Annotated in this window: 22 protein-coding genes; 10 read left to right on the top strand and 12 right to left on the bottom strand. The window is 46.3% G+C overall.

Annotated features, from left to right (window positions below; all coding sequences use genetic code 11):
• Positions 1-22 precede the first annotated feature (22 nt).
• Entirely contained in the window at positions 23-1,291 is a 1,269-nt protein-coding gene (locus HNR50_RS15265; RefSeq protein ID WP_184747650.1) for an MFS transporter, read from the top strand.
• 11 nt (positions 1,292-1,302) lie between these two features.
• Here HNR50_RS15265 and HNR50_RS15260 read toward each other — a convergent pair whose 3' ends face one another.
• Both HNR50_RS15260 and HNR50_RS15255 read right to left on the bottom strand, forming a co-directional pair.
• Positions 1,303-1,890 (bottom strand): 4Fe-4S binding protein, encoded by a 588-nt coding sequence (locus tag HNR50_RS15260; RefSeq protein ID WP_184747788.1) that lies wholly within the window; start codon positions 1,888-1,890, stop codon positions 1,303-1,305.
• A gap of 33 nt (positions 1,891-1,923) precedes the next feature.
• Entirely contained in the window at positions 1,924-2,616 is a 693-nt protein-coding gene (locus HNR50_RS15255; protein ID WP_184747649.1) for a PTS sugar transporter subunit IIA, read from the bottom strand.
• A gap of 163 nt (positions 2,617-2,779) precedes the next feature.
• On the opposite strand from HNR50_RS15255, the gene HNR50_RS15250 reads away from it, so the two are divergent.
• The gene (locus HNR50_RS15250) at positions 2,780-3,712 is read left to right on the top strand and encodes a 4Fe-4S binding protein (protein ID WP_184747648.1); all 933 of its coding nucleotides are present in this window, start codon (positions 2,780-2,782) and stop codon (positions 3,710-3,712) included.
• Here HNR50_RS15250 and HNR50_RS15245 read toward each other — a convergent pair.
• From HNR50_RS15245 to HNR50_RS15230, 4 genes are read right to left on the bottom strand one after another with little or no spacing between them, the layout of a single operon-like run.
• Complete coding sequence (locus HNR50_RS15245) at positions 3,699-5,081, bottom strand: flavocytochrome c (protein WP_184747647.1); 1,383 nt, start codon at positions 5,079-5,081, stop codon at positions 3,699-3,701. The genes HNR50_RS15250 and HNR50_RS15245 overlap by 14 nt on opposite strands.
• A complete protein-coding gene (locus HNR50_RS15240) occupies positions 5,071-5,919 on the bottom strand; it encodes an ABC transporter permease (protein WP_184747646.1) in 849 nt (282 codons plus the stop codon). Before HNR50_RS15240 ends, HNR50_RS15245 begins: the two co-directional genes overlap by 11 nt.
• Positions 5,912-7,147 carry a quaternary amine ABC transporter ATP-binding protein gene (locus HNR50_RS15235; protein ID WP_184747645.1) on the bottom strand — a complete coding sequence of 412 codons (1,236 nt, stop codon included), beginning with the start codon at positions 7,145-7,147 and terminating at the stop codon, positions 5,912-5,914. The genes HNR50_RS15240 and HNR50_RS15235 overlap by 8 nt, the downstream gene beginning before the upstream one ends.
• Positions 7,148-7,156: 9 nt before the next feature.
• On the bottom strand, positions 7,157-8,104 hold the full coding sequence (locus tag HNR50_RS15230; protein ID WP_184747644.1) for an ABC transporter substrate-binding protein: 948 nt from the start codon (positions 8,102-8,104) through the stop codon (positions 7,157-7,159).
• 528 nt (positions 8,105-8,632) lie between these two features.
• On the opposite strand from HNR50_RS15230, the gene HNR50_RS15225 reads away from it, so the two are divergent.
• Positions 8,633-9,163, top strand: a complete 531-nt coding sequence (locus tag HNR50_RS15225) for a MarR family winged helix-turn-helix transcriptional regulator (protein WP_184747643.1) — start codon at positions 8,633-8,635, stop codon at positions 9,161-9,163.
• A gap of 2 nt (positions 9,164-9,165) precedes the next feature.
• Here HNR50_RS15225 and HNR50_RS15220 read toward each other — a convergent pair whose 3' ends face one another.
• The gene (locus HNR50_RS15220; RefSeq protein ID WP_184747642.1) at positions 9,166-10,515 is read right to left on the bottom strand and encodes a pyridoxal-phosphate dependent enzyme; all 1,350 of its coding nucleotides are present in this window, start codon (positions 10,513-10,515) and stop codon (positions 9,166-9,168) included.
• Entirely contained in the window at positions 10,508-12,676 is a 2,169-nt protein-coding gene (locus tag HNR50_RS15215) for an HAD-IIB family hydrolase (RefSeq protein WP_221439899.1), read from the bottom strand. Before HNR50_RS15215 ends, HNR50_RS15220 begins: the two co-directional genes overlap by 8 nt.
• 153 nt (positions 12,677-12,829) lie before the next feature.
• Between HNR50_RS15215 and HNR50_RS15210 the strand changes: the two genes are divergently transcribed.
• From HNR50_RS15210 to HNR50_RS15200, 3 genes are all read left to right on the top strand, one after another.
• On the top strand, positions 12,830-14,299 hold the full coding sequence (locus HNR50_RS15210; RefSeq protein WP_184747640.1) for a glycoside hydrolase family protein: 1,470 nt from the start codon (positions 12,830-12,832) through the stop codon (positions 14,297-14,299).
• A 55-nt stretch (positions 14,300-14,354) separates the two neighbouring features.
• Positions 14,355-14,564 (top strand): 30S ribosomal protein S21, encoded by a 210-nt coding sequence (rpsU, locus tag HNR50_RS15205; RefSeq protein WP_184747639.1) that lies wholly within the window; start codon positions 14,355-14,357, stop codon positions 14,562-14,564.
• A gap of 78 nt (positions 14,565-14,642) precedes the next feature.
• A complete protein-coding gene (locus HNR50_RS15200; RefSeq protein WP_184747638.1) occupies positions 14,643-16,304 on the top strand; it encodes a M20/M25/M40 family metallo-hydrolase in 1,662 nt (553 codons plus the stop codon).
• On the opposite strand, the gene HNR50_RS15195 is transcribed toward HNR50_RS15200, so the two are convergent.
• The 3 genes from HNR50_RS15195 to HNR50_RS15185 all read right to left on the bottom strand — a co-directional run bounded on the left by HNR50_RS15195 (position 16,295) and on the right by HNR50_RS15185 (position 18,213).
• The gene (locus tag HNR50_RS15195) at positions 16,295-17,242 is read right to left on the bottom strand and encodes a YbgA family protein (protein ID WP_184747637.1); all 948 of its coding nucleotides are present in this window, start codon (positions 17,240-17,242) and stop codon (positions 16,295-16,297) included. The genes HNR50_RS15200 and HNR50_RS15195 overlap by 10 nt on opposite strands.
• On the bottom strand, positions 17,239-17,781 hold the full coding sequence (locus tag HNR50_RS15190; RefSeq protein ID WP_184747636.1) for a CIA30 family protein: 543 nt from the start codon (positions 17,779-17,781) through the stop codon (positions 17,239-17,241). Before HNR50_RS15190 ends, HNR50_RS15195 begins: the two co-directional genes overlap by 4 nt.
• A gap of 153 nt (positions 17,782-17,934) precedes the next feature.
• Entirely contained in the window at positions 17,935-18,213 is a 279-nt protein-coding gene (locus HNR50_RS15185; RefSeq protein ID WP_184747635.1) for a peptidylprolyl isomerase, read from the bottom strand.
• 83 nt (positions 18,214-18,296) lie between these two features.
• Here HNR50_RS15185 and nudC point away from each other — a divergent pair, with 83 nt between their 5' ends.
• The 3 genes from nudC (at position 18,297) to HNR50_RS15170 (ending at position 24,059) form a co-directional block, all read left to right on the top strand.
• Positions 18,297-19,244 (top strand): NAD(+) diphosphatase, encoded by a 948-nt coding sequence (gene nudC, locus HNR50_RS15180; protein WP_184747634.1) that lies wholly within the window; start codon positions 18,297-18,299, stop codon positions 19,242-19,244.
• A 72-nt stretch (positions 19,245-19,316) separates the two neighbouring features.
• Positions 19,317-21,560, top strand: coding sequence for a methyl-accepting chemotaxis protein (locus HNR50_RS15175; protein ID WP_184747633.1), 2,244 nt, complete (start codon positions 19,317-19,319; stop codon positions 21,558-21,560).
• Positions 21,561-21,638: 78 nt separating this feature from the next.
• Positions 21,639-24,059 (top strand): glycoside hydrolase family 94 protein, encoded by a 2,421-nt coding sequence (locus HNR50_RS15170; protein ID WP_184747632.1) that lies wholly within the window; start codon positions 21,639-21,641, stop codon positions 24,057-24,059.
• Positions 24,060-24,104: 45 nt separating this feature from the next.
• Here the strand turns inward: HNR50_RS15170 and hpt are convergent, their stop codons facing one another.
• Positions 24,105-24,632 (bottom strand): hypoxanthine phosphoribosyltransferase, encoded by a 528-nt coding sequence (gene hpt, locus HNR50_RS15165; RefSeq protein ID WP_184747631.1) that lies wholly within the window; start codon positions 24,630-24,632, stop codon positions 24,105-24,107.
• Between the two features lie 95 nt (positions 24,633-24,727).
• Between hpt and HNR50_RS15160 the strand changes: the two genes are divergently transcribed.
• A complete protein-coding gene (locus HNR50_RS15160; RefSeq protein ID WP_184747630.1) occupies positions 24,728-25,129 on the top strand; it encodes an OsmC family protein in 402 nt (133 codons plus the stop codon).
• Positions 25,130-25,138 lie beyond the last annotated feature (9 nt).

Raw genomic sequence — 25,138 nt, 5'->3', positions numbered from 1 at the left:
TTTTATAGCCTATAATCTGTATATGGAAATAACAGCAGATCAGAGATCAAGTTACAGAGGCTTCCTTGTTCACGGAATTTTTCTCGCCCTTACAGTCACATTTACCGAAATAAACTCCGTCCTTCCCGCACTTGTCCTTCAGGTGGGAGGCTCGGAAATCCATATAGGCATCATTACGGCCATAATGGTCGGACTGCCGCTGGTTTCGCAACTGCTTTTTGCTCCCTTTATTCAATCGAGAAAGAAAAAGAGAGCCTATCTTCTCGGCGGTATTTATATGAGGATGTTTGCCCTCTTCGGAATCGGCATGCTTCTTCTCGGAGCAGACAGCCTCACTCCCGCTCTGGTGCTGACCTTTATTTACGGAGGCCTCATTCTCTTTTCGCTCTCCGGAGCTTTCGCCGGAATCAGCTATGTGTCTCTGATCGGAACAACCATTCCCGACTCCCTGAGACATAGATTCTTTCTGAGGAAACAGGTTTTCTGGAGCATAGGCGTGCTTCTGTCCGGAATTCTGACTCGCTATATCATAAAGGGATTCAGCGGATCGGTCCGTTATGCCTTTCTGTTTTCTCTTGCCTCGCTTATGCTGGCACTGGCATCAATCGGATTCTGGATGATAAGGGAACAGGAGGAGAGCAGCTCCGAACGGCCGGGCCTTAATGAAATCATTCATTCCATGAAAAGCATACTCAAAGAGGACCACACTTTCCGGAATTACTGTCTGACCGCCAATATCCTGACTTCGGCTATCGTGCTTATTCCCTTTTACCTCCCCTCTCTTATCAGGTGGTACGGTATCCCCTCATCATTCGTGGGGACAATCGTTCTGCTGCAGATGGGGGGCATGCTCGTCTCCAATCTCATATGGCCCAGGATTGTCGGGCCCCTGGGTTTCAAAGGAATACTGAAAATCGAAAGCATCGGCGGTTTCGCCATTCCCCTGATAATGGTCATCGCACTGGCGGCCGGAGCGGGAAAATGGCTTGTTTTTCTGCTCTTTCCCCTTCTGGGCGCCCTGTCTTCAGCTCATAAAATGAGCGGAGAGGCTGTTCTGGTGCAAATAAGCAATAAAGAAAAAAGAGCCCTCTATTCCGGTATATACGGAGCCATAAACCTGACCAGCGCGCTGGCTCCTCTCCTTATCGGTATCTTACTCAATGTTCTTCCCTTCCAGTTTATTTTCCTGGCTCTGGGATTCATCTGCCTGACAGCCTATCCGCTTATCGGAAGAATGGTCTGCCCCATAGACATTCCGAAAGCGAAAGAGGATATGATGGGAATTCAGTAAAATCTTTCGAATTACTCATTCCCCTCGGAAACAGTGATCTGACGAATCATAGCCGTACTTAAGGTATTGACGGGACAAACAGCGCACCAGGTTCTCGGTTTGTAGAGAGAGGCAAGCACGACACCTAATACGGTTGATGTGAACATGATTGAATAGAAGCGGTATGCCAGATGAACAGCCCAGGGAGGCAGAGCCGGACCGGCCCAGATCTGGGGCAAATCTACCGGGATGGTAAAAGCGATGAGAAATCGCACATATTCGATGGGTTCCATCTGTCCCCGGCTCACCATAAAGGTGGACATGACAATGAAGAACAGATTGATACAGAAAAACTGAAAGACCAGTTTTCTCGTATTGTCCGAATTGAGCCAGGCAGGAGCTTTTCTGCTGCTTTTAAAAATGCGGAAAAGCGAAAGAAAATCCGCTCTCGGACAGTAGGTGCTGCACCAGGGCTTTTTTCCAGTCCTGGATACCATGACAAATGGAATTATCATACAGGCGACAGCCAGATAAGCGAAAAGGATATTTACAAATCCAAGAAGAAAATAGAGAAATGTAATGATTAGAAAAGGATAAGATTTTCTGTTGATTTTTACCATATGTCCGGAATATATTCAATATTCCATATATAGTCAAGGTTTGGGAAAGTTCTCACGATCGTCATTAATAAAGAACTTAAGAAAATCCTCTTTGCTTCTGAAATTATTCATTTGTTCCAGATGATTATTAATTCTGAGTATGGCGGCCAGGCGGGACAGAATTCTCAAATGTACGACTTCGCTATCGGAGAGAATGAGAAAAAAGAGTTTCGTCGGTTTGCCGTCGGGAGATTTAAAATCCACACCCCGGGGAGATACACCGATAACGATTTTCGGTTCTGAAATAATTGCGGCGGAAGGCTTTCTCAAATGGGGTATGGCAATGCCGTTACCTATCGCTGTGGAAATCAGGTCTTCCCGTTCATTCAGCTTTTTCGTAAGCGTATCTTTATCAAGAATCAGTTTATTGTTATATGCCACCTCGGCCAGTTCATCAATAACTCCGGCCCGATCAACAGATTTGAGCTCGAGGACAATGGAATCTTCATCAATCAGCCGGGACAGAGGCATGTAATCGAATTCCCTCTCGATTAATCTCGATAGATCGTTCTTGGGAACGACTTCCATTTTTCCCCTCAGCCAGTCATCCACCATCGGCCGGGAAAACCGCCACTGATTGGCAATTTTGGCACAGGGAATTTCTCCGTTTTTTACCATTTTCAGGAGTGTTTTCTCTGACAGTTTCAGATACGATGCCACTTCCGACAATGTCAGAACCTCATCCACAAGCAGCCTCCATTTGCCTTCATATTCCTCTATATTCTTTTATAGGTATTAACGATCAAATTGTCAAGAAGAGATATGACCATCAGAATTCATTGACAAAAACACACCAGTCGAATTATTGTAATAACATATAAAATGACACGTGTCATTTTTAGGAGATTCCATGAATCCGATAGTTTCCCTTATGTCCAGAAGCACGGACGACTATGTTCCGGAAGAGACGTCTCTCATAAAAAGCGCAGACGATTCGAGAACCGGTTTGATAGTCCCGGAACTTGTATTCAAATACGGCAGCATTAAAAGCCATATAAGGAAATCGTCAAAAGTTGCGCCCTGGCTCATCCATTCGATTTACAATAGACAGAAGGGTTACCGGGATATCTCTGACAATCCCCCTGATCCCGGAAATATCTGCCATGAAGAACTGATTGAAGAAATGGAAGATCTGGCCCGTTCACTGGGATGTCTCAATATAGGATATGCAAAAGTTCCAGGCAATATGATCTTCAGGAACAAAACGATACTCTTCGATAATGCCATTGTTCTTTCTATGGAGATGGACAGGAATGAAATGAAGCATGCTCCCGACATCAAAGCGGGAAAAGAAGTCTGGCGAATATACGACAGACTGGGTGATGCCTCCAATAAAATAGCCCGTTTTCTCAGAGAAAGAGGATTCGGAGCTCAAGCGGGAGCCGCTCTGGGAGGCGATGTGAACTACCCTCTTCTGGCCCGGAAAGCCGGCATGGGATGGATCGGAACAAACGGACTGCTTATCTCTCCCGAGGCGGGAGGAAGTCAGCGATTGGCGGCAGTTTTCACATCGATTGGAAATCTGCCCTTTTTTGAAGGGGAAAACCCTTACAAGTGGATAGAGGGGTTCTGCAGCAGCTGCGGAAGATGTATAAAGAAATGCCCCGGAAAGGCGATATATCCGGAGAAGCCGGCGGCGGAAAATGGCGGACCCAAACACATTGACCACACCAAATGCGCCGTCCCTTTCTCACAGACGATGGGCTGCTCGGTCTGCATCGCCGTATGTCCGTTCTTTACGGGAAATTACGATAAAATACGAAAAGCTTTTATGAAGCGCTGAACCGGCCGGCACGGCGTCCGAAGACGACGCAATCCGTTAAAGAGCAGCTCCCGAGACGGCTTGCCCCATGGACTCCGCCGGTTATTTCTCCGGCGGCATAGAGGCCGTTGACCGGTTTCCCGTTCAGGTCCAGAACCCGTGCATTTTCATCGATGCGCAAACCGCCCATAGTGTAATGAACTTTGGGATAGAGCCGGATACCGTAATAAGGCGGTCTCGATATGGGCTTTGCTCCATCGAGTATTGGTTTATCGAAGTTTTTATCTTTGCCCGCAAGGATAAACCGGTTGAACTGTTCGACGGTTCTTTTTACGGGAATAAAATCCATTCCGTAGTGGAGACACAGCTCCTCCATTGTACTGAATTTCAATACGACTTTCTTTTTAAGAGCCTTATCGATATTCCAGCCGGCGGTTTTAACCGCATGGTCATCGCAAATCCCTATGGAATAACGACCCATAAACATCATTTCATCGGACAGGGTCTTCCTGTCGGCCATTTCATTGACGAAGCGAACCCCTTTGTCGGGATCGATCAGTATCCCGTACTGGAACAATATATATTCGGCAAATGAGGGACCGTCGCCATAACCTGTTTCATCGGGGGACGCCCAGGGGCCCAGCTGAATACGGGAGAGCTGAACCGGCGCGGCGCCGAGATTAAGAGCCATTTTCAATACTGAACTGTCTACAAAGGGCTGCCCCGTAGACTGAACCGATTCATTCAGACGGGGATCCTGAGCTGACCGGAAAGGGACATCGCTGCCGAAACCGCCGGCCGCCAGAATAATGCCCTTACGGGCTTTTAAGATTTCAGGTGGCTCGCCCTTTCCGGTTTTAAAGCTGAAACCGGGAATGACTTTCAAAGAGAGGCTCTTATCATCTTCCCTGACAATATCCTGTACATAATGTTTATAGGCGACCGGGATGGAAAGCTCTTCAGCTTTTTTTAAAAGGGCCGAGATAAATGTTTTTCCCGTAATATTTTCAGCCGTGTAGCATCGCGGCACGGAATGGCCGCCGAAAATATCGATACGGTCCAGGTAAGGGACTTTTAAAAAATCACGGGTCCAGAGGTAGGCTTCGGCCGATTCCTCTGTCAGAATTTTGACCAGGTCCGGATTATTTATCCGTTCGCCGGCCTTCATCATATCATAATACATCAGGGCCGGAGAATCGACGATGCCCGCCGCTTTCTGCTCTTCTGTCCCGGCTGCGGCCAGGCCGCCATCGGAAATCAGGGAATTCCCTCCGGCACCAGCCATTTTTTCAAGAACAATAACATCGGCACCGGCAAGTCTGGATTCTATCGCAGCCGAAAGACCGGCGATTCCGCTGCCAATGACGATGACATCGTATTTATTTTTCATTTTTTTCTGAAAAGGAAAAGGTTATGCGGTCGATTATAATAGCCAGAAAGACAATGGATATACCGGCTTCAAAACCCCGGCCGACTTCAATTCTGCTAATGGCTATTAGAACTTCCATCCCCAGGCCTTTGGCGCCGATCATCGAACCGATAACAACCATGGCAAGGGCCATCATAGTGGTCTGGTTAATACCGACCATAATGGAAGGTTTGGCCAGAGGAAGCTGAACATCAAACAGGACCTGGCGGGGTGTCGCGCCGAAAGCTTTTGACGCTTCCACGGCTTCTTTATCTACAGTTCTGATTCCGACATTGGTCAACCTGATGACAGGAGGCACCGCATAAATGATAGTCGCTACCATTGCGGGAGCTTTTCCCATGCCGAACAGCATCAGAGCCGGTATAAGATAAACGAAGCTAGGCATGGTCTGCATTCCGTCAAGCAGCGGTTTAAGCATGCCTTCCGTCCTATCGTTTCTGGCCATATTGATCCCGATAGGGATGCCGATGATCAGGGAAAAGAAGACTGAAGCGATGACCAGACTGAGAGTGAGCATTGCCATTTCCCAGTATCCGAATGTACCGATCAGCAGGAGCATGGCCATAAAGGTAATTCCCATCTTCCAGCTATTGACAAGCTTCCACCCGGCCAACCCTACCAGAGGTATCATGATGAACCAGGGGATAAACTGAAAAACAGCTTCAAAGGCCACAACGACCTGCAGAATAATAAAGCCGATGGCATCGAAAAAGCCGGCGAGGTTCTGCAACAGCCACGACATACCGGAATCGATCCAGGAAGCCAAGGGGATTTCTATTATATCAGGAAAATTAAACATGATTATCTCCTTCCACCGGTGATATGGACTCGAAAATGGAGTCGGTTGTAACGACACCGGCCAGTTTTCCGTTTTCTTTTAAAACCGGTATGGGATAAGGATTTTCCGTCACGATGGGAAACAGATCTTCAAGAATGGTGTCTTCCATTACAGTCGAAACGGTTTTCATCGACTCCTGAGGTATCATATTCGGCTTTTCCGGTGACTCGAGAAGTTTCTCCAGCGCACTTTCTTTGATAACACCAAGCAGTTTGTGCGATTTGTCCACGACAAATGCCGCCCGCCTCTTATGGGACCGCAACAGAGTTAATGCGGTTTTAGGACCTTCCCAATTATAGAGCAGCACTTTGGCGTCTTCCATTATGCTGCCGGCTGTCAGAACTTTGGCAGGAGAGGCATCTTTGACAAACTCTTCCACGTAGTCGTCAGCAGGCTGTGTGACAATTTCTTCAGGACTGCCGACCTGGACGACTTCACCGTTGCGCATAATGGCGATACGGTCTCCGAGCTTAAGGGCCTCATGAAGGTCGTGGGTTACGAAAATAATTGTTTTCTGAAGCTTATCCTGCAGTTCGACCAGTTCGTCCTGCATCTGACGGCGGATCAGGGGGTCGAGTCCGCTGAACGGCTCATCCATAAGAAGGATTTCCGGATCGTTAGCCAGGGCTCTGGCCAGTCCGACTCTCTGCTGCATTCCGCCGCTGAGGGAACCGGGATAATAATCCTCCCAGCCCTTCAAGCCGACCGTCTCCAGAGATCGCATGGCTTTTGCGTATCTTTCGCCTTTGGGCATGCCTTTCACTTTCAGGCCGTATGCCGCATTGTCCAGTACCGTCATGTGAGGAAGAAGTCCGTAATGCTGAAAAACCATTCCAAAGGTTTTCCTCCTGAACTGCAGAAGCTCTTCGCTGTTCATTTTCGTTACAACTTCATCATTGATTGTTATAGAGCCTGATGTGGGATTGACCAGACGGATAAGATTTCTGATAAGAGTGGATTTTCCTGAACCGGACAAACCCATAAGTATGTAAAATTCACCTTTTTTTATATCGAGATTGATGTTTCTCATACCGACGACACAGCCGGTCTTCTTCTGTATTTCCTCTTTGCTTTTATCTTTAAGAGGTCCGTTTACGATCCGTTTGGCATCGCGGCCGAAAACCTTCCACAGGTCCTTTATAAGGACCTGCGAAGATTCAGCCTGATTATCTTTTTCAATATCAGACATTAAGACTCCTTAAAGCGCGGCTTTAACCTTTTCTGCGACTTCAGGGCTGACCCATTCGGTCCAGACGTCTTCTTTGTTCTTCAGGAACCACTGAGCAGCTTCGGCGGTAGACCATTCATTCTGGTCCATCTGAGCGAGGAATTCATTGTTATCATCTACAGTAGTAGAATATTTTTTAAGAAACTCGACAACATCGGGAGCTTTTTCAAGCATGGATTTGTTTACAAGAATATTCACATCGGCGGGTTCGTACTCGCTTCCTTTTAGACGGACCATATCAAGTTTTCCCAGTACGGCTGTAGGAGCCCAGTAATAACCGACCCAGGCTTCTCCCTTCTCGTAAGCACCGACCATAGTTCCCGCGAGAGCGGAACCGGATCCGGCTATACCGAGGTTGAAAGTGTCTTCCAGACCGAATTCATTAAAAATCTCTTCGGAAATAGTCATCTGCGACCAACCGGCGACGCCGCCGTATACAATACCTTTGTCCCTGTCTTCCGGATCGGTGAAAAGGTCGGCATATTTGGGAAGATCGGATACGCTCTTCAGGTCGGGAGCAACGGCATCGGGTCCTTCGACCAGATAACGGGGAATCCACCAGCCCTGAGGAGCATCGGGCATGTTCTTGCCCAGGTCGATCAGGTTACCCGAGGCAATTCCCTTGTCATAAACATCGCGAAAGTTGGAGTGCCAGGACTCCATATCGACATCAATATCTCCCTGAACAACTCCATTGATAATGGGAAGCGTATCACCGGGCATAAAATCAGCCTTGTATCCATCCATTCCGTTTTCGATTATAAAAGCCGCGATTCTGTTGTGTACCTGAACACTATCCCAGGAAACATCTCCGAAAACGATTGTTTTCACATCGCCGGACTCACCCTGTCCCGATGCGGACAGGGCCATTACAGACATAAAAGCTGTCATGATCAGTAAAAGTAACTTCTTCTTCATATTTATACCTCTTTTCTTGATTTAATTTGAATACTAACTAAATAGACCGTAAAACCTTAGAGTTAAGCCTATATATATTTCGTATTATATATATTTTAAGCGAACTACATCAATCCATAACTATATTTAAAAGCACTATAAGCTGATCGCTGCACAATATTTAATTACAACAGTAACTATATCTGATGTAATTATCAGTCTTCTTTTTCTCTTTTTGTCTTCTCATTGAGTTTTACAGAAACCCTTTCTTTGCAAGAGGGGCAGCGGACGCTTCCCTCTTGCCATGAGGGATTCATATTCATTCTGAGTTTAACCCCGCACTTAGGGCAGGTAAATTCATGATAAATCTTCAAATCATTCTCCTTTTTTTATTTGCACACTAACAATTATTATCACTTTTATCAACCCATAAGGCAATATATGTTGCTTATAAGCATTTTTGTTATTTTGTGTTCAATGTATTATTGTCTTTACAAAATGTCTAAAACTCATTAAAATTGCCAAAAAGTATAGTAAAAGGGCTGACATATGGACCAGACTTCACAAGATTTATCAGATTCGGTTGTATCAACCTTACGGCAAATAATCCGGGCGATTGATCTCCATTCAAAAAAACTCACCAAAAGATACGGTCTTACCGGTCCGCAGCTTATCGTTCTGAAAGAAATCAATAAATCTCCGAGCAAACCTATCTCCGAAATAGCAAAAAACGTCAGTCTTTCCCAGGCCACAGTTACGAGCATTCTCGACAGACTCGGTCAGCAGGGCTTTACCATCAGGCAGCGAAGCGACAAAGACAAAAGGAAAGTCAGTATCGTCCTCACCGACAAGGCGAAAGGCATTCTTGATCTGAACCCCTCATTGCTGCAGGAAGACTTTACCGGGCAGTTTGATAAGCTTAAAGACTGGGAGAAGAATATGTTATTGTCTTCGCTCCAGCGTCTGGCAACGATGATGGATGCCTCTAATATCGAGTCCCAGCCCATTCTTGCCAGTGGACCTCTTTCCGCTTCGCCTTCAGATGTCAAACGATATCTTGAAGATGAGATCAATTATTGATCTCAAAGCAGATCTCCCTTGTAAATCATCCTGTTGTACATATGGACAAATCCGAATTTTTCATAGAGTTTCTTGGCCCTTGAATTATCAAGATCCACATGGAGCGATAAGCTTCCTCCGGAAAACTGGATGATTTCCTCAATGAGCTTTCCCGCAATCCCCCGGCCTTTCCTGCCGGCCCTCGTCCCGATATAGGCCAGATGGTAACGGGGTATAAAATCCTCGAATCCCATCCTGACCACAATGGCGATACCTTCCATCCGGCCGTCAATCTCCGCGGTGAACACGGCTCCGGAGGAAAGGGCGTTATCAATCGCGTCACTCGTTTCCTCTATCGAATCGGAGTACTCCATAAGAAAGGTTCTCACATAGGAAAGTATTGTCTCACGGCTCATTTCCGCATCCTTCTGAAGCCGATTGACAACAATATCGGTTTTCCCGTTATTCAGAACAATGACATGAACCCCTCTCTTCAGCTTTCCGGCCCTGGCTGTTTTATAAAACCCGGCGAAACTGTAAGCTTCCTCTGCGGTCAGGGAAATATGTTCGCTGGTCTTGAGAAGAGCCGCCGCTTCTTTTAAAAGCGTCTCATCCACTGTAATGATCTCGCCATCTGTATCCTTCACAGCTTCCAGTGTCTTTTCCAGAAGCTGGGTATTGTCAATAAAAAGATCGCGGGTGTACCGGTTATGCCTGATTCCATACTCTTCGATATCAGGTATGGAATTGATCCTTTTATAATCTTCATAGATGGTGTTTCCTTTGGGTATCGTACAGGAGAAGATCCGGGGATAATGTTCAATTCTCCCTTTGGCCCACAACCTGAAAAAAGACCCGTATAGACCGGAAACCGTATACCCGTAGCTCAACTGGACAAAAACCGATGTGATGCTATCGAGCTTTTCACAAATTTCCTCTCCGATTGCTTCAAGGGCGGTAATGGAAAGGTGACGGTTGTAATAGCCGTTCACGCAATTGTAGTATCCGCCTTCTTCACAATATCCTGAAACAAAAGACTCCTGCTCGTCCTGTTTGACTTTCCGGAAATCGAGAAGAATATCTTTTTCCATTGATTTGCTTTTCCACATCTGCCCTTTGAAGAGCGGAACCTTGACAGAGATGTCAGCCTGTTCAGCGCAAGCCAGGACGCTGTGAATAAAGGCTCTCGGACCGTCGACAATCAGTTTTTCGAAACCGCCGGATATCGCGTCGCGAACGAGCAGCTCCCCGATTCTGTCATATTTATGTCCATAAGGGTTATCGCCTTCAAGCTTCAGATAAATTTCACCCACGTCGAGAATTTTCTCCAACCCTTTTGCTCTCATCAACGGAGTATAACCTGATTTATTCATAATCCTCCCTGCCAAGCCAGTATTTCATTCCTTCCAAAACACCGTCTCCATAAGGCGCTTTGGAAAAGTAAACCGATTTGTTCTTCTTCAATGCTTCCAGTTCCTTTTCGTAGTTGGAGACAACTACCCCTCTGACACTTCCCGTCAGCATGTCACGATCATTACCGGAATTGCCTGCCGCAACAATATGAGACCGGCTGATCTGCCATTTCCCCGAAAGATAGGAAACAGCTTTTCCCTTTGATGCCCTGGCCGGAAGAATATCGATATAAAACCCGTGAGAATACACTAGCGTATAAGAGAGCTTGCTTATTGTCAGAGCATTATGGATCAGAGGTATGCGCTCCCGGGGATCAGCGCTGCTGTCCAGAATATAACTCACTTTATAATCTCTCTGAGCTTCCGGCGTCTCCTGCAGAGACAGAAAAGGCAGTTCGGCCAGTGCTCTGCGAACCTGATCCAGCTTCCACTTGCTCCGGATGTGTGACTGCCACCCTCTATCCTGCCGGAGCTGCGGTCCATAATAGATTTCCGTCCCCACGGAGGTAATCAGAATATCAACATCATCAAACCCGTAAGCGCTGAGTACATCTTTTGTCGAATCGATGTCCCGGCCCGTAGCGACACCGAAACCCAGGGTGTCCCGGTTGGCCTCGATAAATTGCCTGACCCTTCCGGTGGCTTCATCATCGCCCAGAAGCGTATCGTCTATATCGACAATGAGCAGGTTTTTCATCCGGTTGATTCTGTTCCCGACGATTTTCCCGTCTTTTCCCGGTCGGTCCGCTTCCCGGTTACCTCCGAAAGGCAGAGTTTCCAGCGCCGAGAGATAAGTCCGGCAATGCTGCCCCCAGGTGTAAACCTCTCTTGTCCGGTTGGTTCCGTTCTGCGACAATTCACTCCACAGTGCATGATCGGTAATAATTTTCTTAATCGCTTCGGAAATGGATTCCGGGTTGGCAATATCCACGAGAACACCGCTGCGGCAGTTTTTTTCGATATCGACCGGTCCGCCCTTATTGGTGGCGACAAAGGGAAGACCAGATGCCGAAGCTTCGATGAAAGTCAAGCCGAAAGTCTCCAGATATGAGGCGCTGACGAAAACGCCGCCCTTGAGCGCCGTTATGCGGTAGAGCTCCGGAACATCGCTAGTGGCATCATGATATTTCGGGATAGCCATTTTCCCGTAAAGATCGTACTTATCCATGGCCAGAAGAATATCTGTGAGGACCTGCTGCTCCCCTTCTTCCATTTCGGCAATATCATCTCTGATTCCGGCGAAAATAGCCAGATTGGCCATAGCCTGCAGCTCCTTATCCTTCCCGTAGACATCAATAAGGACATCGATGTTTTTCCTGGCATCGGGACGGCAAAGAGTGACGATTAACGGTTTTTCCGTTTCAAAATGAAAACGTCTCAGTTCATTCTGAAGCCTGATATGCGCCTGCTTGGCCTCTTCGGTGATATTATTTCCAGGGACTTCGTAATAATAGTAAGGAAAAAAAGTATCGAGCATAATGCCCGGCGGGATGATTTTATAATAAGGTTTAGAGCGGTTGCTGTACTGGCCGTAAAGATCTTCCTTCTCGTAGTTCGTACTGGCAATGACCATATCGGCCCTCTCGAGGATCTCCTCCTCCACATCGATTCGGGTGCGGATATTAAACGCGGAATCAGCCTTTTTTTCACTCCAGCCGTTTGATGTGAGGAAGGCCAGTTTATTTCTTCCGAGCGAATGAGCGGTAAAAACGAAAGGTATGCCGAAGGTCTCGGCGATCTGCAGAGCGACATAACCTCCGTCGGCATAATGTCCATGAACTACATCGGGAATCCTGTCCTGAGACCGGATAAAAGCTATGAGATTGTCGGTAAACTCTTCCAGGTTCCCCCACAGCTTCTCTTTGTGCAGGTATTTATTTCCCCCGCAGGGGAGCCTGACTATACGGGATTTTTCATTGATCGTTTCGATCTTCTCACCATATACCGGACTGACCACCTTGTCTTTGATCTGCCTTGTAACCAGATCAATGGAACTGACCGATTCGCTTTCCGACAGATTTACAGCCAGATCCACTACATACCGGGTCTGGCCTCCCGTATCGGCATCCCGTCCGAACTCCAGGCTTGAGGACCTGACCAGTCCGTGAATATTAATCATCATTATATACATAATTACTTAGTGTACTAATTATTACAAATCATGTCAAACTGTCATAGAATTGGACTTATATAGAACAAAACTGCTTATGAGTTGATTTTTTTTACTAAAAAGCCTTTAATTATATTTAGAACTCTATATTACTGGATAAAAAAGATGTATACAGGTAAAGGTTTTGAACGCTCAGAACTGGGCGATATTGATATTATAGAACACCAGGGACTTTTCCATCTCTTCCACCTTGTTCTCCCGAATCATGACTATATCGCCCATGCAGTGAGTCATGATGGTTTTTTGTGGAAAAGAGTCAAAAATCCCCTGTTTATCGGAGAACCCGGAGACTGGGATGATGATATGCTCTGGACAATGCACGTCAGCGCCGATCCCGACGGTCCTGCCGCTTTCAGAATGTTCTATACAGGACTTTCCCGGAAAGAAGACGGAAAAATACAGAGAATAGGCCTGGCCAGATCCAATGATCTCTATCATTGGGAAAAAGTTTCCTCAGCCAATTACCCGCTCTCTATCAGCAGCCCCTTTTATGAAGAGAATATCAATGAAGGTCGCAATTGGGTCAGTTGCCGCGATCCTTTTTTCTTCCGTGAAGGAGACAGGAGGTATCTTCTGGTTAACGCGAGGGTCCCTTTCGGACCGATTGCCAGAAGAGGCTGCATCGGGTTGGCAGAAGAAAGAACTCCCGATGAATTTGAATGGAAACCGCCTCTTTTCTTCCCCAGGATGTATGACGATGTGGAGGTACCGGGACTCCATAAAATTGCAAACAGGTATTATCTATTCGGGAATATCAAAGAAGACGTAAAAGTCCACTACTGGTATTCCGACTCGCTGGACAGCGATTTCGAAGCTTTTGCCTCCAACGTTCTTCTCCCCAGAGGAAACTACGCGGCCAGAGTTCTGCCATATAAAGGGAAATTCCTCGTATGGAACTTCTTCAACAGCCTGTCCGATCCTGTAAAGATCCTTCCGCCTCCCACGGAACTGATTGTAAACAGCAACGGACAGCTGTCCCTGAAAAGCTACTGGCTTTTTGATGAAAAAGTTCAGAGCCGTAAAGAAAACAAAGACTTATTTCCCGTACAGAGGCTTCTCAAAAATCCCACGGCTTCGATAAATCATGACAGCAGCAGTCTCTCCATGACATCGAAGAGCGGTTATGAAATCTTTATGATCAAAGGCAGAGCATCGGACTTCAGATTGAAATGCCGGATATCCTTCAACGGTCCGGGAAAAACCGGACTGGTATTCCGCTCGGACAGAGAGGCGAACGGCCACTATGTCAGCCTGGATCTCATCGCCGGATTGGCTCAGGCTAGAATCTGGGGAACAAGAGAAGGCGGAGGAATAGAAAACGCCTTCCGATACGATATTATACAGAACAATCACTTTGATCCCCATCCCGAACAGGCCTATGATGTGGAACTGGTAACCTACGGCGGCTATATGGAACTGTCCATCGACGGGCGCATAATTCTCCGATATGTCGACACAACTTACATAGAACAGGAATCACTTGGCTTCTATGTGGAGAGCGCAGAAATTCATCTTGAAGGGCTTAAAGTGGAAATTCTGGACGGTCCGCTGGAAGAAGATCATCAGTTGTTCTGATTATATTCCCCTTCGGCGGTTGACAAGTATTTTCAATACTATGTATTTTATAAGCATGGCTAATATAGAAGTTTATGATGATGAAAACCTCGAAAAAGCAATCAAACGCTTTAAGAGGAAGGTTGAAAAAGAGGGAATTATTAGAGAATTCAAAAGAAGACAGTACTTCGAAAAGCCCTCTACCAAAAAACACGAGCAAAACAAAGCCCGTAAAAGAAAAGAACAGAAAAAACTGAGAAAACTCGAGAGAAGAAAGCTCTATTAATTTTTCTATTCAATCAAACCTCCTTATGCAGGAGGTTTTTTTATTGAAACCTCTCTATTTGATTTTATACTTACCTCTATGAGACCTGCAGAAAACTGGAAAAAAATCATAGAACCCCTTTTTCTCCGATTAATCTCATCGAGGAGTGATACCAATACTCCCTTTGAAGGCTTTATCGAAGAAATAATTCTCAACTGGCTGAAATCAAGGCCATATTTTAAAGAACATCCCCATCATCTGGGATCCAGAAAGCTCGAAAACGATAATAACAACAGGGAAATAATCTGGAGTCTCGTAGAAGGGGTATCAAAAAAAACAATTGTATTCCTGCACCATCATGATGCTGTGGGAACCAGTGACTACGGGAAACTGGAGAATCTGGCCCTCCGTCCCGATTCCCTAAGGGAAGCATTGGCAAAACGCCCCCTTTCGCCGGCGGTCAGTAAAGATCTGGAATCGGGAGACTGGTTATTCGGCAGAGGTGCTGCCGATATGAAAGCCGGAGCCGCTATTCAAATGGCCCTCATGGACAAACTATCAACTGACGAAACTTTTTCACACACTCTTCTGTTAATAAGCGTGCCCGATGAGGAAAATCTTTCCCGGGGCATGATTGAAGCCACTGGTTTGCTGGTCGATTTAAAAAAAACATATAATCTCGATTACAAACTGGTTATTAATTCCGAACCTTATTACAACCAGACGAGCAAAAAAGCTCTCATGTATGAAGGTTCTGTAGGGAAAATCATGCCCATCGTTTACGTAAGAGGTGTTCGCAGTCATATCGGAGATCCCTTTAACGGACTGAATCCCTCACTGATTCTGGCCAGGATTCAGGCTCTGACGGAACTGAACATCGATCTCTGCGACCAGTTCGGAAATGATGCGACGCCGCCCCCCATATGGGTTAATCTAAAGGACAGAAAAAAGAATTACGATGCTTCCATTCCCGAAGCCGCTACAGGGTATTTCAATTGGCTGACCTTTACAAAAACTCCAGTTGATATTTTGGAGAGCATGATACATCTGTCGGAAGAAGCTGTCCAAAGCGTCTTATCCCATTTTGAAGAATCCTACAAAAAGTTTTGTCTTCTCAATCACGATGAGCCCGATGCTATTTCTTTCACACCTCTGGTTATCGACTACGAAAAACTCTATAAACAGGCACTGTTAAAAGGCGAAAATCTTTTTCTCGAGAAACTGGCGGCAAAAGAAGAGGAGATGAAAATCCTTCTCGGCGAAAATAAAATAACCCTGCCCGATGCCGCTATCAGAATTCTTGAATTCACTGCTGATGAAGCCGATCTGGAAGGTCCTGCTGTCGTGATAGGTTTATCGGGTCCCTATTATCCCCACATAACCAACAGCATGATAAAAGGAGGAGAAGACTTTAATCTGGCGGAAAGAGTCGATCGTATTTCAAAAGAGTTATTTCAAATCGAATATCAGTCCAACGCCTATTTTATGGGAATTTCCGATCTTTCCTACGCAGGCTGGGTCGGAAATGAAGAGGATATTGTATCCATTAAGAGAAACAGTCCCGGCTGGGAAACGATCTATAGCGTACCTTTCAGAAAAATGGAGCAGCTCGATGCACCGATCGTCAATATCGGCCCCTGGGGTAAAGATCTCCATAAACCGACGGAAAGAGTCAATATCAAGGATGTGTACGAACGAATCCCATCCATACTCGACCGGCTGATCAGAGAGATTCTTCCTCCGGAAAAGAATCAGACATGATTCAGAAGTCCCAGTTCCACCGGATGAGGGTTCAGGTAATACTGTTCCAGCAGATAGGGCTCCTCATATTTCATCGTATAGTGTTTTAACAAAGTAAGCGGAACGATGACCGGGGAGATTCCGTCATAGTACAGTTGGGCTTCTTTAAGAAGTTCATCCTTTTCACCGGCGGTCAGGTGATTTTTGAAATATCCCATAATATGAAGAATGACATTATAGTTCTTCTTCCTGTCTTTCTTCTCTTTGAGCAGTTTGTGCAGAACCGTACGGTATTCCTCAACAAGCTCTTCCGGTTTGACGGTGCCAGCCCGGGCTGTCAACTTTCCCAGCTCTTTCAGCTTTTGAGGACTGTGGGCCATAAATGTGTATTTATGCTTTGTATGAAAATCCACAACAGCCTTAGCCGTTCCGGCTTTTACAGCATCGCGCCAGCGCTGAAGAACAAATATGGTCTCGATGAACTGCTCTCTCAAACCGGGATCACAAAGACGCCCTTCATCTTCAACCGGGATGTCGGGAAACCGCTCCATAAAAGCCCTCGCAAACATTCCAATCCCGTTAAAACTGATTCTTTCGCCCTGTTCATTGTAAATTTTGATTTTCCGCATTCCGCTCGACGGGCTTTTCGTTTTGAAAACGAAAGCGACCAGTTCCTCCCTCTCCAGTTCGGGAAGTTTCCCTTCGATCCAGGATTTCATCTTTTCTGTATGATCTATTCCCGTTTTTCCCGTCATCAATCGGGGATTGTTAACATCGCCGACCAGCCTCATGGATTCGCGGGGTATGGGAAGACCGCATTCGACTTCCGGGCAGACCGGTACGAATTCGCACCACTGGCCTAAAGTATCGCGAATGAAATGATCCAGCTGATGCTGTCCGTTATAGCGGACATTGTTTCCGAGCAGGCAGCTGCTGACGCCGACTTTAATTTTTTTCATTTGTACAATCCTATTTCTGAAATATCAATCTGAGCGGTGAATTCCTTTCCGTACGCCACAATGGCCAGGCTTTTCAGTTTATCGGGTCTGAAAGCTCTCAGTGTCCCGTAATCCCCCTCTGAAAAGGAACTCCAGGGCAGATCGACAGTAGACCAGGTCTCTTCCAGCATTATTTCCGACTTGTAAAATTTCCATGGAAAAACAGTCGCTGTGGTTCTCAGGAAAATATAATAACCATCGCCCCGACCCCTCACTTTCAGGCGAATCCCTTGATAATCAGATCCGTCAAAGGGTTTGAAAGGCTCGGAAAGCATATGCCTTATCTGGATAAATCCGCCGTTGTTTTCAAGAGAAACTTCTCCGGACATCCTGACAAAGGGCTCATTTTGCCTTGATATCCGGGAAATGGAGATTTCTGATACACCACCCATAACCTGATCGGTGAATCCTTCCCAGGAGCGGTTCAATCGGAATTTGTCTCCGGAAAAGTCATCTATGAGAAAATACAGATCGTCGGCAAATATCGAATTGAATGACATAAGCACCGCTAGGCAAAAAAAAGTTTTATTCACTTTTATAAGTGTAAATCCCGCCGGTAAAACTTACAATGTTTTAGTGGTTCATATGAGAGAGAAGTAGAGTTGATCAGTTGCTTTATAGGGCAAAAGAATCGGGCCGCAACTGCCTCATCTCTAACGCTTTCCCGTCAGCTTGATAATATGAAAGCCGAACTGGGTCTGCACAACCTTGCTCAGGTCTCCCGGCTCCTTCAGCCTTTTTGCGGCCAGTTCAAACTGCAAAACCATTTTCCCCGGACCGAACCACCCCAGATCGCCCCCTTTGAAGGCGCTGGAGCAGGTCGAATGCTCCATAGCCAGTTCAGCGAAATCGGCGCCGTTCTCTAATTGCTCCAGAATTTTTTTCGCCTTCTCTTTTTCCGCCACCAGAATGTGGCTGGCTCTCCATTCCATACAACTTAAATCCTTTCGTTCTGTTTGCTGTTTTTTCCCGAATATTCTATTACAACTTTAAAGGACAGTATATACTGTCTGCCATGGATAATCTTTCAAAGTCCTCCTTCAATTATCTGACCTCTTCCGGTCTGGACCGGATGCCCGGAGTCCGGGAGAACCATGATCATTTCACAAGCCTAACCGAATCTCCCGAAGCAAGGTTTCTCCTTATCAAAGGGGAGGAAAACCTTCTCAGGGAAGATAATGCCGTTTCACCGGTTCTTCTGACTTTCAAAGATACGGGATTAAAGACTATCAATAAGGAATTCTGTTACCTCCTGGGTAAAAAGGATAATCTTGTATATTTCGCACTTGATCTGGATTTTCACGGTCAGAAAATAAACCTCCCCGAAGGGGCGGCCTTCACACATCTGAGAAAAAGCCGTATCGATGTGAAAGACTGGACAGGAGCCCTGATCGCCTATGCCAATGCTCTGGTCTCCTGGCATCGGAACCACAGATTCTGCGGAAAGTGCGGGTCCGCTACGGAAACAGCAGAAATGGGACAGGCGCGATACTGTTCAAAGGGGACGTGCGCGACGCCCCATTATCCCCGCACGGATCCGGCCGTCATCGTTGTCGTGACAAGAGATGACAAATGCCTTCTGGCCCGGAAAGCCGGCTGGCCCGAGGGAATGTATTCCATTGTGGCCGGATATGTGGATCACGGCGAATCGCTGGAAGATGCTGTCGTAAGGGAAGTATTCGAGGAGACGGGGATTCATGTCAGATCGACTGAGTACCATTCTTCGCAGCCCTGGCCCTTCCCCTACACCCTGATGCTGGGGTATTTCGCCGAGGCGGATGAGGGAGACATAGTTGTTGACCATAATGAGCTGGAGGATGCCCGATGGTTCAGCAGAGAAGATATCATAGAAGGTCTGCAAAAGGGGACTCACAAGTTGCCGTCATCCTTTTCCATTTCCCGCAAATTGATTACTGAATGGTTCAACAAAGGAAATAAAGGATCGCTAAGCAGCTATCTATAATTTTTTATACTTGTTTTTGCAAAAGGAATTTTCTATGATTGAGAGGCAATTATCATGAGAATGAGGCACCTGATGTTCCGACGTAATCTATTAATTCTTATTATTTCCCTATCTCCGTTTTTTCTCCTGTCAGGGCAGACTATCGTCGATGCTCAACAGGGACCGGCCGTTCTCAATGATGTTTTTCTGAAAGTGGAAAACTTCAATCCGGAAACACTTCCCCGCTCAATCGATTATACCTTTACCCCCTACCATGGGGAAACCATAAACACCGGAGACGGCAAGGGCAGAAAAATGTTTACTTTTGCCGCTCAATTCAGTTTGAAATCCCCTGTTGAATCAGATGGCCTTTCACTTATGCTCGGCCCGATTGATTATCCCTATATCGTCTATCTCAACGGGAATGACATATTCAGAAACGGAACCTATGCAGAAGGGAATTACAATTCTCATGCCTATGCTTCTTTCAACATCCTCCTGCCTTCCCATATGATTCTCCCGAAGGGACAGACGAATACAATAATGATTCAGGCATATCCGCTCTTTGAATCAGCAGCCATGTCCCCCTTTACCATTACTTCATTCAGAGAAGGATCAAGGCTCGCATTCAACCGCAATCTGGCCGGTATATATCTCATCCAGGGCGCGTCATTCCTCGCGGTGTTTCTCTTTTTCTTTTTTATTCTCTACGGAGTTCTCGGCGGACTGCGAGACATGAACTATATCTATTTCGCCCTGATGTGCCTCAGTTTCACTTTGTCCTATTTTGAAATTACTCTCAGCCATGATTCCGCTCCGGAAGTTGTGTTGAAAATGTTCTCGAAAACGGGTTTTACCTGGCTGGCTCTCCTTTCCATGTACTTCGTGACTGAATATACAGGCATTCTTAAGGAAAACAGGATACGAAAATTTCTTCCTTTAATCATAGGTACGGGTCTAACGGTCATTTTCATGACCAGAGGATCGAAAGAGGCAATCGATATCGTTTACAGTCCGGTTATGCAGCTTGTTTTTCTACCCGCTATCCTCTTTAATGTTACCATTCTTGTCATATCGATTTTTTTCAGGAAGAACAAAAACGCCATTCCCCTTCTTTTAGCCTTCATGGCGGTGATCGGGGCTTCCGGTCACGACATTCTCTACATTCTCCAAAGCCGGCTGCCCTATGCTTATCTGACGGCTTACGGGTTTTTGAGTCTTGTGGGATTTATCTTTTTTACATTGGCAATCCGTCAAACCAGAGAATCGCTCGCGGCGAAAAAAACGGCAATGGAACTGGATAAGAAAAACAGTCAGCAGCAGGAATTGATAAACAGGATACGGGAGGTATCGCGTACGCTCGTTAAATCGAGCCGGCAGATAGAAGAAAAAGTATCCTCCACAAGTGAAAAGATTGAAGAGAGCGCCGATCAGAATGAACAGATTTCTGCTGAAGTTTTCAATCGCGTATCGGAGCTGAAACAAGTTATCGTCGAAATGGAGGAGAGGGCGAAAACCTCCGCGGAAAAAATTCCGGCATCCATAAACAATCAGTCGGAAGCCGTCAAAAAAGTGTCTTCGACGATCAACAGCCTCAATGACCACTTAACGGAAATACTGCAGTTCGCCGAAGATACGAAGCAGAGTGCCGACGCGCTTTCCGAAATGGCCGGCAGCAGCACCCGGATCATTAAAGAATCGAATAAATCGATTGTCGAAGTTTCGGAGTACAGCACCTTCATCAGCGATGTTCTCACCGCCATTGAAGATATAACGGAAAAGACTTCTCTCCTCTCTATCAACGCAGCTATCGAAGCGGCGCGGGCGGGAACGGCAGGAGCGGGATTTTCCGTGGTAGCCGGAGAAATCCGAACACTTTCATCAGCTTCGAAAGAGCGGTTGGACAGCAGTTTTCAGAAAATTGAAGATATGAAAGACTCCATAGGGAACAGCCGCGAGCTCTCTGAGAAAGTGTCAGGCTCGCTGACAAATATCATTGAGAATACCAAAGTCTCCACAGAAAAGATAAAGTCGATGACTGACAGACTGAACAAACAGAAAAAAGAATCGGCAGCCATTTCACAATCAGTACAAGGTCTTCTCAACGATACGCGTATCATTCAGCACCTTTCGGAAGAAAGCCGTAAAGCCGATATAGCTGTCGCCGGAACCATGGAGGACATCCGCAGTCTCTTTCTCAATATTACGGAAATCCTTTCCGGTCAGAAGGACCAGTCGACTGAGCTTTACCGCTTTATGGCCCACATTCAGGAAGTTGTTGAAGAAAACCTGAGAAATGTGGATATCCTCAATTCCAGTATCGAAGAACTGAACTGATTTCCTCTTTGACAGATATCCGTTTTTCATGATAACTTTGGTTAGTTGATTCCTTCAACCAAGCCAAAGGAGAGATAAATGAATTGCGGATATTTCCTGGATGAAAAGAAAGAATATATTATTACAACTCCCAAAACCCCGACAAAATGGATCAATTATATCGGAACTCTGGAGTTCGGCGGTTTTGTTGACCATACGGGCGGTGGGGTCATCTGCGCGGGAGATCCGGCATTAAACCGCATAACGAAATATATTCCCCAGATTCCACTCTCCCAGATGAATGGAGAGACCCTTTATATTCGCCTGCACAGGGAAAATGGAGAATACGACATTTTCAGTCCCTTCTATACTCCCGTTTTAAAGGAAACGGAAGATTTCCGCTGTGCCGTCGGCCTCGGCTATAACCGCTGGTCAACAGTTTATAAAGGCATTGAAGTGGAAATACTGATTTTCTCTCCCAGGGGAAGCAGACGAATCATCCGGAGCATAAAAGTAACAAACAAAAGCCCGGAGAAACAGGAAATCGATATAATCCCCGTTGTCGAGTACACCCACTTCGATGCTCTGAAACAGTTTACCAATGCCGATTGGGCTCCCCAGACTATGGAGAGTATGGTCCTGGACCGGAAAGAAGGATTAGTTGTTCTCGGACAGGCCGCTTATATGATGAAAGATAGAGCTGTCAACTATCTTACCAGCAACCGGCCGGTTTCCTCATTTGAAACAGACAGAAGCCTTTTCCTTGGTAACGGCGGTTACGGAAGCTGGCAGGATCCCCGGTCTCTTCATAATAAAGAACTGAGCTCCACCTGTGCACTCAGGGGAGATAATATCGGGGCATTGCTCCATCATATGGGTCCTCTTGAGCCGGGCGAATCAGAAAGGCTTATTACCCAACTCGGCCAGACGGGCGATATTTCAAAAGAGCTGAATGAAATTGAATACTACCGGAAAGAAGAAAATGTCGATGCTGCCTTTCGCGAACTCTCCCGGTACTGGGAGGGCTTCCTCTCTGTCATGCAGACGGAAACACCCTCCCCTTCATTCAATTCCATGATAAACATCCATAATCCGCGACAATGCTATATGACTAAAAACTGGTCCCGTTATCTCTCTCTTTATCAGCTTGGCCTGGGAGCCAGAGGTCTGGGATTCCGGGACAGTTCTCAGGATGTTATGGGTGTTCTTTCACAGATACCCGATGAGGCTGCGGAACTGATAGGAAAGCTGCTGTCCACTCAGAAAAGAAACGGTTCGGCCATGCATCAGTTTTTCCCCCTGACGATGGAAGCCAACGGGGGTGATTCCCGGGAGGAAGAAGACAGAGCCGATTATTACGGCGACGACCATCTCTGGATCATTCTCGCCGTTTGCGAATATTTGAAGGAAACGGGAGATCTGACATTTCTGAAAAAAGAGTTCCCTTTTTATGACAAAGATAAAGCCGGACTGCCTGTGGAGAAGGGAACAGTTCTGGAACACCTGAAAAGAGGATTGAATTTCACCTGGGAGAACCGGGGTTCGCACGGATTGCCATTGCTGGGATTCGCCGACTGGAACGATACGGTCAACCTGCCCATCGGCGCCGAAAGCCTCTTTATCGCCAGCCAGTTCGGAGTGGCCCTGAGAGAAATCATCCCGGTCTGTGAAGAGATCGGAGACCGGGACGCTGATTTATACAAAGATTGGTACACTTCGATGAAGGATATAGTGAACCGCGAAGGCTGGGATGGGGAATGGTACAGAAGGTACTATGATCATAAGGGAAAACCTCTCGGGTCGGTAGAAAATGATAAAGGGAAGATTTTTACAAATGGTCAATCATGGCCTGTCATAAGCGGATTCGCCGAGGGAGAGAAAAGAGACAAAGCTCTGGATTCTGTTTACCGGCACCTCAATACATCGAAGGGAATCAAACTGAGCACTCCCGGATACGAAAAGTTCGATCCCGAAGTCGGAGGAGTGACGACCTACAGGCCGGGAGCCAAAGAAAACGGTGGCATATTTCTCCATTCCAATCCCTGGGTGATCATCGCCGAAACCATCAATGGAAACGGAAACCGGGCATTTGAATATTACAGCCAGATAAACCCGGCGGCGAAAAACGAGATAATCGAAGAATACGAAGTCGAACCTTACTGCTATGCCCAGAACATTCTGGGAGATGAACATCCCCAGTTCGGACTGGGAAGAAACAGCTGGCTCTCGGGAACGGCTTCATGGATGTATCAGGCGGGAACCAAATATATTCTCGGAATCAAGCCCGAACTGAACGGTCTGTCTGTGAATCCCTGTATCCCGGCGGAATGGGATGGATTTAAGACCGTGCGCCGGTTCAGGGGAAAAACATACAGAATTACTGTTAAAAACCCCCGTCATCTGAGCAAAGGGGTTAAGAGCCTGACTGTTAACGGAGAGAAAATCAAGGGGGTTGTCATTCCCTCGGCAAATTACATTAATGACGGGGAAATAACTGTAGAAGCAGTAATCGGAGAATAAGAGGTTCACAGATCGGCCGATCGGCGGCCGATTGAACCTCTTCCGCTACTCCATAATGACTTTCCCCACATAAGGGAGATTCCGGTGCCTCTGGGCGTAATCAATACCATATCCGATGACAAAAACATCGGGAATGGAGAACCCCACGTAATCAACGGGGACGTTTACTTCCCGTCTCTCCGGCTTGTCCAGCAGCGTACAGATTTTCAGGGAAGCCGGTTCCCTGAGAAGAAGATATTCCCGGACTTTTTCCAGGGTGTACCCCGTATCGATGATATCCTCGACTATTATCACATGTTTGTCTTTGATATCTTCTTCGAGGTCTTTTTTAACTTTAACTTCCCGGGAAGAATTCATGGAATTGCCGTAACTCGAAACCACCATAAAATCTATCTTGGCATCGAGGTCTATTTCCCTTGCCAGATCCGCAAGAAAAACAGTTGATCCCCTCAGCAGTCCTACAAGAATGATCTCATCGGCGTCCCTGTAGTCTTTTTCGATTTTCGCTCCCATTTCCCGGACTTTTTCAGCCAGAGCAGAGGCGGGAATCAATTCTTCAATACGATAATTCATTTAATTCTCCTTATGCGGACTTTTTCCCTTCACCATTCTCAACTTCTATGGTTATATTGTCAACAAGACAGATCAATATTAGGAGTTTACTATATATGGATAATAAAATTACAATTGAATTCAGCGATGGGTTTCAGGGTCTCAGCGTCAATTCCAACGGAAAAACCCTTAAAGTAGGAAAAGATGAATGGAGGCCTTACGAAATGCTTCACACAGCCCTTGCTTCCTGTATGTATTCGACTTTCCTCGATGTCATCAATAAGAAGAAACTGGATTATGATAAAGTGGCTCTCACTGTCGACAGCAGAAAGAAGGATGAGATCCCCTCTTCTATAGAATCAATCGATATTGAATTCAAAGTGTTCGGCGCAGAGAAGGACGATGAAAAGACTGTCAAAAAATTCCTCAAATCGCAGGATCTCGCCGCGAAATACTGCTCCATGCACAATACCCTCAAAAATATTGTGAATATCACTTCAAAAGTGGAATTCGCATAAAAAAAGGAG

The organism is Spirochaeta isovalerica (assembly GCF_014207565.1).
GTDB lineage: Bacteria > Spirochaetota > Spirochaetia > DSM-2461 > DSM-2461 > Spirochaeta_F > Spirochaeta_F isovalerica.
The sequence above is the reverse complement of the archived record's forward strand: the minus strand, read 5'-3'. Positions and strand labels throughout refer to the sequence as shown.

Excerpts from the sequence above, each read along its gene's own strand:
- rpsU (WP_184747639.1), top strand. The coding sequence starts at position 14,355 with ATGGCTAATATAGAAGTTTATGATGATGAAAACCTCGAAAAAGCAATC.
- HNR50_RS15215 (WP_221439899.1), bottom strand. The coding sequence starts at position 12,676 with ATGATGATTAATATTCACGGACTGGTCAGGTCCTCAAGCCTGGAGTTC.
- nudC (WP_184747634.1), top strand. The coding sequence starts at position 18,297 with ATGGATAATCTTTCAAAGTCCTCCTTCAATTATCTGACCTCTTCCGGT.
- HNR50_RS15220 (WP_184747642.1), bottom strand. The coding sequence starts at position 10,515 with ATGAATAAATCAGGTTATACTCCGTTGATGAGAGCAAAAGGGTTGGAG.
- HNR50_RS15200 (WP_184747638.1), top strand. The coding sequence starts at position 14,643 with ATGAGACCTGCAGAAAACTGGAAAAAAATCATAGAACCCCTTTTTCTC.
- HNR50_RS15240 (WP_184747646.1), bottom strand. The coding sequence starts at position 5,919 with ATGTTTAATTTTCCTGATATAATAGAAATCCCCTTGGCTTCCTGGATC.
- HNR50_RS15265 (WP_184747650.1), top strand. The coding sequence starts at position 23 with ATGGAAATAACAGCAGATCAGAGATCAAGTTACAGAGGCTTCCTTGTT.
- HNR50_RS15175 (WP_184747633.1), top strand. The coding sequence starts at position 19,317 with ATGTTCCGACGTAATCTATTAATTCTTATTATTTCCCTATCTCCGTTT.
- HNR50_RS15210 (WP_184747640.1), top strand. The coding sequence starts at position 12,830 with ATGTATACAGGTAAAGGTTTTGAACGCTCAGAACTGGGCGATATTGAT.
- HNR50_RS15235 (WP_184747645.1), bottom strand. The coding sequence starts at position 7,147 with ATGTCTGATATTGAAAAAGATAATCAGGCTGAATCTTCGCAGGTCCTT.
- HNR50_RS15260 (WP_184747788.1), bottom strand. The coding sequence starts at position 1,890 with ATGGTAAAAATCAACAGAAAATCTTATCCTTTTCTAATCATTACATTT.
- HNR50_RS15190 (WP_184747636.1), bottom strand. The coding sequence starts at position 17,781 with ATGTCATTCAATTCGATATTTGCCGACGATCTGTATTTTCTCATAGAT.
- HNR50_RS15245 (WP_184747647.1), bottom strand. The coding sequence starts at position 5,081 with ATGAAAAATAAATACGATGTCATCGTCATTGGCAGCGGAATCGCCGGT.
- HNR50_RS15160 (WP_184747630.1), top strand. The coding sequence starts at position 24,728 with ATGGATAATAAAATTACAATTGAATTCAGCGATGGGTTTCAGGGTCTC.
- HNR50_RS15230 (WP_184747644.1), bottom strand. The coding sequence starts at position 8,104 with ATGAAGAAGAAGTTACTTTTACTGATCATGACAGCTTTTATGTCTGTA.
- HNR50_RS15195 (WP_184747637.1), bottom strand. The coding sequence starts at position 17,242 with ATGAAAAAAATTAAAGTCGGCGTCAGCAGCTGCCTGCTCGGAAACAAT.
- hpt (WP_184747631.1), bottom strand. The coding sequence starts at position 24,632 with ATGAATTATCGTATTGAAGAATTGATTCCCGCCTCTGCTCTGGCTGAA.
- HNR50_RS15185 (WP_184747635.1), bottom strand. The coding sequence starts at position 18,213 with ATGGAATGGAGAGCCAGCCACATTCTGGTGGCGGAAAAAGAGAAGGCG.
- HNR50_RS15170 (WP_184747632.1), top strand. The coding sequence starts at position 21,639 with ATGAATTGCGGATATTTCCTGGATGAAAAGAAAGAATATATTATTACA.
- HNR50_RS15250 (WP_184747648.1), top strand. The coding sequence starts at position 2,780 with ATGAATCCGATAGTTTCCCTTATGTCCAGAAGCACGGACGACTATGTT.
- HNR50_RS15225 (WP_184747643.1), top strand. The coding sequence starts at position 8,633 with ATGGACCAGACTTCACAAGATTTATCAGATTCGGTTGTATCAACCTTA.